The organism is Paenibacillus sp. FSL W8-0194 (assembly GCF_037969745.1).
Lineage (GTDB): Bacteria > Bacillota > Bacilli > Paenibacillales > Paenibacillaceae > Paenibacillus_AQ > Paenibacillus_AQ cookii.
The window spans coordinates 3005163-3016851 of sequence record NZ_CP150205.1 but is presented as its reverse complement, the minus strand read 5'-3'; the positions used below and the strand labels follow the sequence as shown (position 1 = coordinate 3016851).

The 11689-nt window shown below is 53.2% G+C and carries 11 protein-coding genes and 1 pseudogene; 9 read left to right on the top strand and 3 right to left on the bottom strand.

Annotated features, from left to right (window positions below; genetic code table 11):
• The first annotated feature begins 88 nt into the window (after positions 1-88).
• Both MKY58_RS13615 and MKY58_RS13610 read left to right on the top strand, forming a co-directional pair.
• Positions 89-2398 (top strand): histidine kinase, encoded by a 2310-nt coding sequence (locus MKY58_RS13615; protein ID WP_339324992.1) that lies wholly within the window; start codon positions 89-91, stop codon positions 2396-2398.
• Between the two features lie 120 nt (positions 2399-2518).
• On the top strand, positions 2519-3523 hold the full coding sequence (locus MKY58_RS13610) for an aldose 1-epimerase (RefSeq protein WP_339324991.1): 1005 nt from the start codon (positions 2519-2521) through the stop codon (positions 3521-3523).
• 91 nt (positions 3524-3614) lie between these two features.
• On the opposite strand, the gene MKY58_RS13605 is transcribed toward MKY58_RS13610, so the two are convergent.
• On the bottom strand, positions 3615-4088 hold the full coding sequence (locus tag MKY58_RS13605) for a zinc ribbon domain-containing protein (protein ID WP_052147119.1): 474 nt from the start codon (positions 4086-4088) through the stop codon (positions 3615-3617).
• Between the two features lie 290 nt (positions 4089-4378).
• Here MKY58_RS13605 and MKY58_RS13600 point away from each other — a divergent pair, with 290 nt between their 5' ends.
• From MKY58_RS13600 to MKY58_RS13590, 3 genes are read left to right on the top strand one after another with little or no spacing between them, the layout of a single operon-like run.
• Positions 4379-5314, top strand: a complete 936-nt coding sequence (locus MKY58_RS13600; RefSeq protein ID WP_339325146.1) for a WYL domain-containing protein — start codon at positions 4379-4381, stop codon at positions 5312-5314.
• Positions 5311-6003 carry a hypothetical protein gene (locus MKY58_RS13595; protein WP_339324990.1) on the top strand — a complete coding sequence of 231 codons (693 nt, stop codon included), beginning with the start codon at positions 5311-5313 and terminating at the stop codon, positions 6001-6003. Before MKY58_RS13600 ends, MKY58_RS13595 begins: the two co-directional genes overlap by 4 nt.
• A 13-nt stretch (positions 6004-6016) precedes the next feature.
• Positions 6017-6910: a hypothetical protein gene (locus MKY58_RS13590; protein ID WP_339324989.1), complete on the top strand. Its 894-nt coding sequence runs from the start codon at positions 6017-6019 to the stop codon at positions 6908-6910.
• 133 nt (positions 6911-7043) lie between these two features.
• On the opposite strand, the gene MKY58_RS13585 is transcribed toward MKY58_RS13590, so the two are convergent.
• A complete protein-coding gene (locus tag MKY58_RS13585; protein WP_339324988.1) occupies positions 7044-8273 on the bottom strand; it encodes an aminopeptidase in 1230 nt (409 codons plus the stop codon).
• 206 nt (positions 8274-8479) lie between these two features.
• Positions 8480-9712 (bottom strand): aminopeptidase, encoded by a 1233-nt coding sequence (locus tag MKY58_RS13580; RefSeq protein WP_339324987.1) that lies wholly within the window; start codon positions 9710-9712, stop codon positions 8480-8482.
• Between the two features lie 214 nt (positions 9713-9926).
• Between MKY58_RS13580 and MKY58_RS13575 the strand changes: the two genes are divergently transcribed.
• From MKY58_RS13575 to MKY58_RS13560, 4 genes and pseudogenes are all read left to right on the top strand, one after another.
• Entirely contained in the window at positions 9927-10193 is a 267-nt protein-coding gene (locus MKY58_RS13575; protein WP_339324986.1) for a hypothetical protein, read from the top strand.
• Between the two features lie 51 nt (positions 10194-10244).
• Entirely contained in the window at positions 10245-10505 is a 261-nt protein-coding gene (locus MKY58_RS13570) for a metal-sensitive transcriptional regulator (RefSeq protein ID WP_036712113.1), read from the top strand.
• Positions 10506-10541: 36 nt separating this feature from the next.
• Positions 10542-11009: pseudogene (gene lspA, locus MKY58_RS13565) on the top strand (signal peptidase II); the annotation flags it as partial.
• Between the two features lie 31 nt (positions 11010-11040).
• Positions 11041-11604 carry a nitroreductase gene (locus MKY58_RS13560; protein ID WP_339324985.1) on the top strand — a complete coding sequence of 188 codons (564 nt, stop codon included), beginning with the start codon at positions 11041-11043 and terminating at the stop codon, positions 11602-11604.
• The last annotated feature ends 85 nt before the right edge of the window (positions 11605-11689 follow it).

Here is an 11689-nt window from a genome sequence, read left to right as displayed (position 1 = left end):
GTGCTGACGGGACGTTCGGCATTTTACAGCAACGCCCTCGGAGGCTTACGATTTACGTGCAAACCGTTCATGGTGGGGAGAGATCGCGATGGATGAATACAAAAGAAAAACGCCGGAACAAGTTTTGGAAGAAATCCGAAAGGTTCGGCGAGGCGCATTAAAAATCATGATCGGCGCCGTTAGCGGGAGTGGTAAAACCTACCATATGCTGCGAGAAGGCCAACGATTGAAGGAGCGGGGGATCGATGTCGTCCTATGCGCCGTCTCCGCCTTAAACAGGCCGGAAATTGAAAAACAGTTGGAAAGGTTTGAACGGGTACCCAGCATCCATTGGCTGAACCATGGCAAGGAGACCAAGGATTTAAATCTTGAAGGATTGCTGGCGCGAAATCCCGAGGTCGTACTGGTGGACGAACTGGCGCATCGGAACCGCAAAGGGGCGCGGTTTCCGAACCGTTTAAAGGATATCGAATTTTTGCTTGATCATGGCATCGGCGTGATCACGACGTTAAACGCATACGAGATCGAAGGCGTCCATGACCTGGCCCGAAAATGGGCCGGCGTGGAATCCAGGGAGACCGTTCCGATCGGAACGTTGGGGCAGGCGGATGAAATTCAATTGATCGATGTTTCGCCCGAAACGCTGATCGCAAGAATCAAGGAAGGTCAACTGGGGGCAAACGACGATGCCGGTTCGTTGACCCGCAAGGAATTGGCCGTGCTGCGCGAACTGTCATTGCGCCTTGTGGCCGAGGGCGTTCAGGCCGAGCTCGAGGAACACCGCGAGCAAATGGGGCAGCAGGGTCCGTCGGGCGCTTCGGAAAGGATATTGGTGTCGGCGCAGTATCACTCGAACGGTTCGATTTACATCCGCAGGGGGCAACAGATCGCCAAACGTTTAAACGGAGACCTGCTTGTCGTTGTTTTCATGCCTGGAAAACGCAAATTGACGAAGGAAGCGGCAGCTTTCAAACGTTCCTTGCACAAGATGGCGAAAAAAACGGACGCCGCCGTCGAGGAACGGAAGCTGCGTGCATCCAGGCATTTTCCCAAAGCGCTCATTCAGTATGCCCTCGAAAAAAACGTGACGCGAATCGTCCTTGGACATTCAAAGAAAAGCCGTTGGCAGGAATTTTGGCACGGCTCCGTCACGGGCGGCATACTGAAGCACGCGAGGGGGATCGATCTATTTTGGGTGGCCGACCGGACAGCGCATGGAGACTCGCGCATACTTCCTGCCCGCCGTTTTCAGCCGTATCAAAAAGAGCGATTTCATAGACTGAGCAATGAAGCGATGGAACGGAAAGTGAATCGCATCCAACGCGGACGATTGAAAATTTATATCGGGGCTGCCCCGGGCGTCGGCAAAACGTACACGATGCTGCGTGAAGGCAACGAAAGCCTAAGCAGGGGGACGGATGCCCTCATCGGCTGGCTGGAAACCCATGGAAGGACGGAAACGGCGGCCCAAGTCGGATTGTTGGAATCGGTGCCCGCATCTGAAATTACGTATAAAGGCAGGGTGTTGAAGGAAATGGACTTGGACGCCATCCTTGCCCGCAATCCGGAGCTGGCCCTTGTCGACGAGCTGCCGCACACGAACATGCCGGGCAGTCGCAATAAAAAAAGGTACGAGGACGTTCTGATGCTGCTTGAGCATGGCATTTCAGTGATCACGACGATGAACGTGCTGCATTTGGAAAGCCTGAATGATGCGGTGCAGCAGATCACGGGAGTTCGGGTAAGGGAGACCGTTCCGGATTCCATTCTGTCGATGGCCGATGAAGTGGTGCTCATCGACGTCGCTCCCCGGGCGCTGCGCCGGCGGATGAGGGAGGGGAAAATTTACGCAGCGGGCAAGGTTGAACAGGCACTGGACTCCTTTTTCAAAACCGGGAATCTGATCGCCTTGAGGGAGCTTGCCCTGCGAGAAATCGCCGATGACGTGGACGAAAGGCTTGAATCCAGGGAACGAAGCTTTTCCATCCGCGGTCCATGGCGAAAAGAAGAAACGATCTACGTATGCATTTTTCCCGGAACAAACGGGGAGCGGCTCATTCGGCGCGGTTTTAGAATTGCGTATCGTTTGAAGGCGGCACTTTATGTTGACATCATCCGCATGGGTGCCGCTGAAGTCATAACCCCCATGATGGACGACTGCCGCAAGCTCACGGAGCGTTTGGGAGGAACTTTTGGCATGTTGGAAGCCGAAGCGTGGAGGGATATTCCCCGGATCACGATGGCAAAAGCATCTGGCCTCCAAGCGACGCAAATCATCGCCGGACAGGACGGATTGCCCGGATCCAAGCAACGCAGGCGCCAAGCCGTCCGGAAACTGCTCCGTTTGGCCAGGGACATTGACGTGCTTCTGGTAGGAAGCCCGGAGCCTCCGGATTGAATCGACGAATTATCGCAGCAAGCGTTTCCGAAGGCCTCTGAAGCATGGTATATTAAGTAAAGGATGAAATCTATCCTTAGTATGCTAAATATATTTTTCATGGATGAAGAGGAGGCAATCATGGAGACACAACATTCGGCCTATGAAGGCGATTTTCAAGGCGAACGGGCGGTTTGGTTGAAACATGGACCGTACGAAGCGGCGCTGCTCCCGGAGCTTGGGGGCAATTTGATTTTGTTCCGCGACGTCGAAAAGGGATTCAAGTATCTGCGTGAGCCTGAAGAAGGCGAAATGGAAGATTTCAAGGCTAATCCGGGCATTTACGGCATTCCGGTCCTGATTCCGCCAAACCGGTATGACGGCGGTAAATTTGCCTGGGAAGGCAAAGAGTACCGGCTGCCGGTAAACGAAACCGACCGCGGGAACCATCTGCATGGTTATATGCATACGATCCCTTGGAGGGTTGAATACATAAAGGGCGACGAGTACGAAAGCGTGGTGGTCATCTCGCAGAAAGTGGGCGAAGGCCATCTTTACAAGCAGTATCTCCCGTTCGATTTTACTGTGACGCTCCGATATACCTTAAATGCCGAGGGTTTGCACCAAAAGGTGACGATCGTCAACGACGGCAAGGAAAGCATGCCGAATTTGCTGGCGTTCCATACGGCGATCAACGCGCCTTTCGTGCCGGGAAGCAAAGCTTCGGATTATACGTTCAAAGTGACGATCGGGGAGCGCCGGGAAATGGACGAGCGGATGCTGCCGACGGGACGGTTCCAGCCGCTTAGCGCCGAGGAAGAGTTAATGAAGACCGAAGGCGTCAGCCCTTATTTTGCCGAGATGGACAACCATTACACGGCAAGCCCGCAAAACGGCCGCAACCGCATGGAGCTGACCGACAACCGGACCGGGGACGTTTTGGTATACGATGTCGGAACTTCTTACAAGCATTGGATGATTTGGAACAACGGCGCCTCCGGCAAGTTTTTCTGTCCGGAACCGCAAACCAATCTGGTTAATGCGCCGAATATTACGGGGGTGCCTGCGGAGGAAATCGGACTTTTCGGACTCCAGCCCGGCGAACGATGGGAAGAAACCAGCTCGTTTTATGCTTTGAAACGTTAAAGCTTAAGCCTGAATACCGCAACGTGGCATAAAAAACCGCCTTTCCGATGACGGAAAGGCGGTCATGCAATCGTTAATATAATAGCGGACGTCACTCGGCTAAATGAAACCCGCAGCTCCGGCAAAATTTATCCGTCGAACCTGCCGCCTCCCCGCATCTGGGGCAATAGGAAGTTTTTTCGGCCTGGACGGCGGACGGTTGGAGCACGATGGTTTGGAACTGCTGCCCGCAAAACGGACAGTAGGACGCGTCGGCCGGCAGCATTTTTCCGCATCCGCATTCCTTCAGGTTTTGGAGCTGCTGGATTTTGCGGTTGAGCTCTTCGATTTCCTGCTCGAGGTTCACGATGGCCTCGCGATATTTTTGGTATTCCGCATTGGGAACGAAGCTGGTTTGATCTTCAAGGGAACGGTAGACGATCCGTCCGATCTCCGTATAGTTTTTTTCGATTTCCTTTTCTTTGGATGCTACCTGAAACTTCAATGTCGTGGATTCCACGGTTTGCTGAGCTTTTTTGCCTGCATCCGATACACCCTGTTTGAGTTTGTTTAAAAAGTTGGACATAACGGGGCTTCTCCTCCTTCATCCGCTTGGCGTATCCATATGGATCGTCATCTCATAGACTCCGGCTTCATATCTTTACCGACCTCTCGCTTATGGATACCTTGGTAGTATAGTTTATGGCTTTGCTTTGAAATATAGAATGTATAAGTTTGCCTTGTAACCGTCTTATGGCATTATACCCGAGTCGAATCAAATTAGGAAATCAAAAAATAGGTGACAACCATGTTGTCACCAATGGGCTGCTATAATCGGCTTGCAACGATAAAACAGGTGGTGAAGATGTGAATAAAATGGACCGGTTGATGGCGATCGTGATCGCCCTTCAGCATGGGAACCAGACGGCCGCTTCGCTTTCGGAAAAACTGGAGGTGTCCCGCCGCACGATTTTGCGCGATATCCAGACGCTGTCCGAAATCGGCGTGCCGATCGGAGCCGTAAGCGGTCCGCGCGGGGGCTATCACCTGATGGAAGGCTTTCTGCTGCCTCCGCTGCAGCTTAGCTCGAGGGAAGCTTTGTGCGTGTTATTTGCGCTCCAGGGGCTGACCGGTTATACGGATACGCCGTTCAACAAAGAGCGGTGGACGGTCATGGATAAAATCCGCAGCATGCTTCCCAGGGATACGGTGCAGCATATCAACCCGCTGCTCACGAGCATGGAGGTCGAAGTTCCCAAACGCAGCTATCACGTGCCCCATTTAGAGAAGTTGCTGGCGCTGACGGCGCAAGGAAAATGGGTTTCCGTTTTTTATCAATCCATGAACCACCGTAGAAGGCTTTTGATCAAGCCGCTTAAAATCTTTGCCGCCCACGGCTTTTGGTATTGCGACTGTTATTCGCATACGCACGGCGAGAATCGCAGGCTGCGGATCGACCGGATCGGCGATATGGCGGAAGCGTCGGCGCCTCCGGATTTTTCGGAATCCGCCTGCGCAACCCATCAAGAAAGCACGGTACATATTCAGGCGGAGCTGACCTATAAAGGGATGCTTCAAGTGGAACGGGACGAGCATATCGGCGAATGTATGGTCCAGCTTAGCGACGATTGCTGGTTCGCGGACTTCCATCTGCCTGGGAGGGAATGGGATTGGGTGGTCGGATTGTTTTTTTCGCTAGGCAGCGAAGCCCGGGTGATCCGTCCGGAAAAGCTGCGGGCGCAAATCCGTCAAAGAGCCGAAGAGCTTCGAAAACGTTATGAAGATGAAGATTTAGGAGGGCTGAGACCATGAATGAAAATTCGCAATCCGGAAATTTGCTGGAAAACTACGATGAGGCAGTAGAATTGATCGAAAAAGCGGGGATTCTGCCGCTCGCTTCCTTGATTCCGGATTATCCGTCGCTCGAAAGCGTTACGCCGCGGGAAAGCTGGCACAGCGACACCGAGCGGGATCCATGGAAGTGGCGCGTTCGCTTTCCCGCGGAAGGAAAGGCGGCCTACGGCAAGTTCATAAAGAAAAAGGCGGTTCTGGTATCGCCCGATTGGTTTCCGCTCGTGCATCAAGCCTTGCGCCTGGGCAAAAGCGCCGAAGGTTGTTATAAAGACGGATTGCTTTCCCGAACGGCTTGGGAGCTGTATCAGTTGATCGAAATCGAACAGGGGATCGATACCAGGGTTCTGCGCGAGCGGGCGCATATGAAGGCCAAGGAAGATAAAAAAGCTTTCGACCAGGCGGTCGTGGAGCTGCAGGATGCGTTGTTCATCGTCATATCCGGCGTAAAAGCGAAAGTGAATGCCGACGGGGAGAGCAACGGGTGGAACAGCACGGCCTATGAAACGACGGCGAATTGGATGAGAGTCAACGGAATCATGGAAAGCGGATTGTCGAAAGAAGAAGCCCGGGCCGAGCTCATCCGCAGGCTGCGGGATAGATGCAGCGGCAAATCGCTTGCCTTTTTCGAAAAACTATTCCAGGTCTAGGAGGTTGAGTTCGATGAAATTGGACCGTTCCAGATTCATGAAAGCCAGAGAGTTTGTGTATGCGAATGCGAGACTGCTGGATCGCAGAAGATTTGAATACCATTTCGAGCAGGGCAAGGCACACCCCGTACTCGACGCGCTCAGGGCATATCAAAACAGCGACGGAGGTTTCGGAAGCGCGCTCGAACCGGACATTCGAACCCCTTGCAGCCAACCGGTAGCCGTGGAGTGCGCGCTGGCGGTCCTGGACGAAATCGGCGTCGCCGACCCAGGCATCCTGCGCGGCATTCGGACTTATCTCGGGCAGGCCGAAAGGGAAGGAGGAGGTTTTCCGCGGGCGGCGATCGACGTTAATGATTATCCGCATGCTCCTTGGTGGGATACGACAGACGACAACGCCGGATCGCTGAATCCAACCGGGAGAATACTCGGCTTGCTTTATAAATTGAAGGCGGTTTCCGATGACGGGGAAGATGGCGGGTGGATGAACCGAAATGCGGATTTTGTATGGAGCCGGATTTCTTTGGCGGACAAGACGGATTATCATGACGTGATCCAGTGCATCATGTTTTTGGAATATGTGCCGGACCGGCAGCGGGCCGAAGCGGAGCTGAAGAAAGTGGATGAATGGCTGCGGAAACCGGGAACGATCGAGCTGGATCCGGACGCATCAGGGTATGTGCATAAAGTGTTGGATTGGGCGCCGAGCCCGGAGAGTTACGCAAAGAAATGGATATCGGATGAAGCCGTGGGGCGGCATTTGGACGTTCTTATCGGTCAGCAGCAAGAAGACGGGGGATGGGGCATGAGTTTCCCGGCGCTGAGCCGCGGGAACGAGGCCGAATGGAGAGGGCTGATCACGGTGGATCGACTGTTGACGTTAAAAGCATACGGACGGCTGGAATAAAGAATCCAGATGAGTAAAGCCGGGAAGATAGCTTCCCGGCTTTGCACTTGCTTAATTTTCAAGAAATGAATATCGGGTCCACGCAAAGTTCCTGAAACGCTTAGAAGCAAGAGGTCCCGCTTTGCGGAGTATTTTAGGCCCAGTTGCCATCGATGAAGATCGGCTCCTCTTTTCCGTCGCGGGTGATGCCGGTAATATTCATTTCCGGTGAACCCATCATGAAGTCGACATGCGTAATGCTTGCGTTCATGCCGCGCGAAGCCAGTTCTTCGGCCGACATCGTTTTGCCGCCTTCCAGGTTAAAGGCATAAGCGCTGCCGATCGCGAGATGGCAGGACGCATTTTCATCGAACAAGGTGCTCAGGAACAAAATATTGCTTTGCGAAATCGGAGAATGGTACGGTACGAGCGCCACTTCGCCGAGATAATGGGACCCTTCGTCCATGTTGATCAGACGCGCAAGCGTATCCTGTCCTTCTTCTGCCGTGAAATCCACGATTCTTCCGTTTTCGAACGTGAGCTTGAAGCGGTCAATGATGTTTCCTCCGTAGCTGAGCGGTTTGGTGCTGCTGACATAACCGTTGACGCCGGTTTTTAACGGAGCCGTAAAGACCTCTTCGGTCGGAATGTTCGCGACGAACGGAGTCCCTTGTTCGTTTTCGCTGCCGGCTTGCGCCCAAATATGTCCTTCGGGAAGTTCGATCGTTAAATCGGTGCCCGGCGCGACAAAATGGAGCTTATGATATTTTTTGCCGTTCAGCTCATCCGATTTGGTTTGAAGCGTATCGATATGTTTCTGCCATGCGGCGACCGGATCTTCCTGGTCGGCCCGTACGGCATGGAAGATGGCGTCCCACAGCTTTGCGACCGCTTCGTCGCCGGGGAGATCGGGGAACACTTTCGCGGCCCAGTCCGGCGAAGGGAAAGCGACGCCCGTCCAGCTCATTTTATCGGCCTGCTGGTACTGGCGGTATTTGGCCATGGCTTGGCCGAAGGTTCGCTGGTTGTTCGCGATGCGCTCCGGATTCACGCCTTTCAGCAGATCGGGATTGGACGAAATGACGGTCAAAAACGCCGCGTTTTGCTCCGCCAGCTCAACCCATTCACGCGCTTGCGCGGCAGGAGGGAGCAGGAAGGATTCATCCGGCGCCAGGTCGTATCTCAACCGGGTGACCGCTTCGTCGGTATAGTTGACTCTTACGAAATTGGCCCCAGCTTCATAAGCTTTTTTGACGATCAATCGGACAAGCTCGCGGGCCTCGATGTCGGCGCTGACGACCAAGGTCTGGCCGGGCTGCACGTTGGCCCCGATTTTGACCGCTAGTTCGGCATAGTTGTTCAGTTTTTGATCAAACGTTAACATGGCGGAATCCTCCTTAAAGAACACAATCTGTGTTTGGGTTATTTTTCTATTGTAAATCAACCACAGGTCAAATAAAACCGAAACTTTGCCGCAGACGGATGCATATACGCAAAATGGAGCCTTTCCCGCTTCTGCAGGAAAGACTCCAGCTGGCTCCAAGGTTGACATCGTATGCGTTTGGCATTGATGCGTTTTGGAGACAAGTATTAAAATGCCCAGTTTCCGTTTTTAAATACGGGTTCTTCTTTTCCGTCCGCCGTAATGCCGAAAATGTCCATTTCACCCGAGCCGATCATAAAATCGACATGCGTCACGCTGGTGTTCAGCCCGCGTTCGCTAAGCTGCTCCTGCGTCATGTCTTTGCCGCCTTCGAGACAGAACGCGTACGCGCTGCCGATCGCCAAATGGTTGGAAGCATTTTCGTCGAACAGCGTGTTGAAGTACAAAATGTTGGACTCGGAAATCGGAGACTGGTGCGGCACGAGGGCAACCTCGCCCAAATAGTGCGAGCCTTCGTCCATTTCCACCAGGTGCTCGAGCACCTGCTGGCCTTCTTCGGCCTCCACCTTGACGATTCTTCCGTTTTCGAACGTAATGGTGAACTTATCGATGATGTTGCCGCCGTAGCTGAGCGGTTTCGTGCTGCTGACATATCCGTTTACGCCGGTTTTCAGCGGAGCGGTAAACACTTCTTCGGTCGGCATGTTGGCCACGAAGCTGTGTCCCTTTTCGTTGAAGCTTTCTCCGGCGGCCCAAATATGGCCTTCCGGGAGCTCGATCGTCAGGTCGGTGCCCGGCGCTATGTAATGCAGTTTTTTATATTTCTTTTCGTTCAGGATTTTCGATTTTTCATCCAATGTTTTCAGATGTTCGGTCCATGCTTCCACGGGGTTGTCCTGGTCGACGCGAACCGTATGGAAAATGGCATCCCACAGCTTTTGCACGCGTTCTTCCTTCGGCGCGTCCGGGAACACTTTGTCGGCCCATTCCGGCGACGGAACCGCGATCAGGCACCAGCTGAATTTGTCGGCTTGCTGGTAAGCGCGGTATTTGGTCATCGCTTGGCCTCTCGCTTTTTGGTTCGCGGCAATCCGCTCCTGTTTGATGCCCTTGAGCAAATCCGGATTTTCAGCGAGCACGTGCAGGACGGCTGCGCCTCTTTCCGCCAGTTCGGTCATTTCGCCCGCATACCATTTCGGCGCTTCGGAGAATACCTCATCAGCGGCATGCTCGTATTTGAGCCGCGTGATTTTTTCGTCGTTCCAGTTGACGCGGACCTCGCTGGCTCCCGCCTGATATGCTTTTTCGGTGATCATGCGCACGAACTCCGCAGATTCGACCGGCGCATTCACTACGAGAATTTGTCCTTGCTGGACGTTGACGCCGACTCTGACGGCCAGATCGGCATATTTGTTCAAATTTTCTTGAAAGCTGGCCATATTATGTCCCTCCAATATTGATCGTCTTCTCCCGCGATGCAGTTTGAATACCGCTTTTTCGCTCCACCGGCTCAAGACGTCACCGACTCAAGCGATGGTTTTTCTATTGTACTAAATCGGATGACATATTGAAAATATGTTCGCGTTGGATGGAAAGAATACCGGACATGGTATACTATAGATACATGGAAAAGCAAAAAAGGAGAACAGATCTATGGAATACCAAATCATAAAAGCAGACATGGCGCAGGACGAAGAAAAACATTACCTCGGTCATGTGACGTTTACGCTCGCAGGTCACCAGTCGCAATACGAAATTACGCTGTTCAGCAAAAACGGCAAGGATTGGGATTACAGCCTGAACTTTGTGGGAGAGTCCGGGATCGAAGAGGAGTTCCTCAAGGCGGACGAGCTTCTTGAAGAAGATGACGACATGTTCGACGCGTTGGTCGATGCAGCGATGGAATCCATGGCGAAATAAGGAGTCGCTGCCCGCGCTCTTTCAAATTAGTCAAGGAAAGGATGGTTCGGCATGAATTACGATGATAACGTGGTCCGGCGCTTAAAGCGGCTCGAAGGTCAGATTCGCGGAGTGCTCGGCATGATGGAAGAAGGAAAAGACTGCAAGGATGTCGTCGCGCAGTTGTCCGCCGTCCGCAGCGCAACCGACAAAGCGATGGCATATATCGTTGCGACCAATCTGGAGCAGTGCATCCTCGAGGAGCGCGCCAAAGGAAACGACACCGGCGGGCTGGTTAAGGAAGCGGTGGAGCTTTTAATCAAAAGTCGGTAGGAGAGGCGGCCTTACAAAGCAAAAACAAGGAGGGAATCTATGGCTTTCTACATTTTGGCGCTTGTTGTTTTGCTCGTGGATCAAGGCTCAAAATGGTGGGTGCGCACCCATATGTTTGTCGGGGAACAGCGGAATGTCTTTATCCCGTACCTTCATTTTGAATATTATCAAAATAGCGGGGCGGCCTTCAGTTCGTTCCAAGGGTACGGCAAATGGTTTGCGTACCTGGCGATCGTGGTGGTGGGAGCCCTGATCTATTACCGCATTAAGGGAGCCATCCGCGGCATGGTGCTGGAACTGGCGGCCGGTTTTCTCGCCGGGGGAGCGCTTGGCAATGCCCTGGACCGTCTCATGTACGGCAAGGTGACCGATTTTCTCGTGTGGGGGTCCCGTTCGGGCATCATGAACATCGCCGATCTGGCCATCAATGCCGGCGTGGTGTTGTTCATCTTCGGCATGCTGCTGCGCGGCTGGCAGGAGAAACGGAGCTATTCTTTCAAATAACGCAATAAACGAATGGAAGAGGAAGAGACGAATGGAACAGGTCAAAAAATCGCAACTTGCCCAAATCATCAGGGAAAGACGGTCCGTGAAAACCGGGTATAAGGACGATCCCGTACCGCAGGAACTGGTGCTCGAATTGCTCAACGACGCGGTCTATGCGCCGACCCACAAGCTTCGCGAGCCGTGGAGGTTCATCTTCGTGCCGACCGATGCGAAGCCGTTTTTCGCGATCGAAATGGCTCAGCATTACCCGGACGAGATGTTCGAATACCGCGTCAAATATTTTAACGAACCTGCTGCTTATCTGATCGTCGTCATGACGGATGCCGAAAATGAAAAACAGCGGGACGAGGATTACGGGGCCGTCTGTTCGATGATCCAAAATTTCCAGCTGCTGGCCTGGGAGCGCGGGCTCGGGTCCGTCTGGAAAACGAATCCGCACATTTACGATCCGAACGTCAAGGAAGCACTCGGGATACAACCGGACGAAAAAATTGCCGGATTTCTGCATCTCGGATTTTTTCACGAGGCGCCGGAGGGACAACCGAGAACGCCTGCGGAAGAGAAATTCACGGTGTACAAGCCGAGGTTATGAGGTTGGCGGAGCTCCCGTTTCATCGGGAGTTTTTCTGTTTGCCGGTTAGATGCCGAAGCGCTTCGGGCCGCTTGTGGGTACAATA

Excerpts from the sequence above, each read along its gene's own strand:
- MKY58_RS13560 (WP_339324985.1), top strand. The coding sequence starts at position 11,041 with ATGGAACAGGTCAAAAAATCGCAACTTGCCCAAATCATCAGGGAAAGA.
- MKY58_RS13600 (WP_339325146.1), top strand. The coding sequence starts at position 4,379 with ATGGACCGGTTGATGGCGATCGTGATCGCCCTTCAGCATGGGAACCAG.
- MKY58_RS13610 (WP_339324991.1), top strand. The coding sequence starts at position 2,519 with ATGGAGACACAACATTCGGCCTATGAAGGCGATTTTCAAGGCGAACGG.
- MKY58_RS13580 (WP_339324987.1), bottom strand. The coding sequence starts at position 9,712 with ATGGCCAGCTTTCAAGAAAATTTGAACAAATATGCCGATCTGGCCGTC.
- MKY58_RS13585 (WP_339324988.1), bottom strand. The coding sequence starts at position 8,273 with ATGTTAACGTTTGATCAAAAACTGAACAACTATGCCGAACTAGCGGTC.
- MKY58_RS13595 (WP_339324990.1), top strand. The coding sequence starts at position 5,311 with ATGAATGAAAATTCGCAATCCGGAAATTTGCTGGAAAACTACGATGAG.
- MKY58_RS13570 (WP_036712113.1), top strand. The coding sequence starts at position 10,245 with ATGAATTACGATGATAACGTGGTCCGGCGCTTAAAGCGGCTCGAAGGT.
- MKY58_RS13590 (WP_339324989.1), top strand. The coding sequence starts at position 6,017 with ATGAAATTGGACCGTTCCAGATTCATGAAAGCCAGAGAGTTTGTGTAT.
- MKY58_RS13605 (WP_052147119.1), bottom strand. The coding sequence starts at position 4,088 with ATGTCCAACTTTTTAAACAAACTCAAACAGGGTGTATCGGATGCAGGC.
- MKY58_RS13615 (WP_339324992.1), top strand. The coding sequence starts at position 89 with ATGGATGAATACAAAAGAAAAACGCCGGAACAAGTTTTGGAAGAAATC.
- MKY58_RS13575 (WP_339324986.1), top strand. The coding sequence starts at position 9,927 with ATGGAATACCAAATCATAAAAGCAGACATGGCGCAGGACGAAGAAAAA.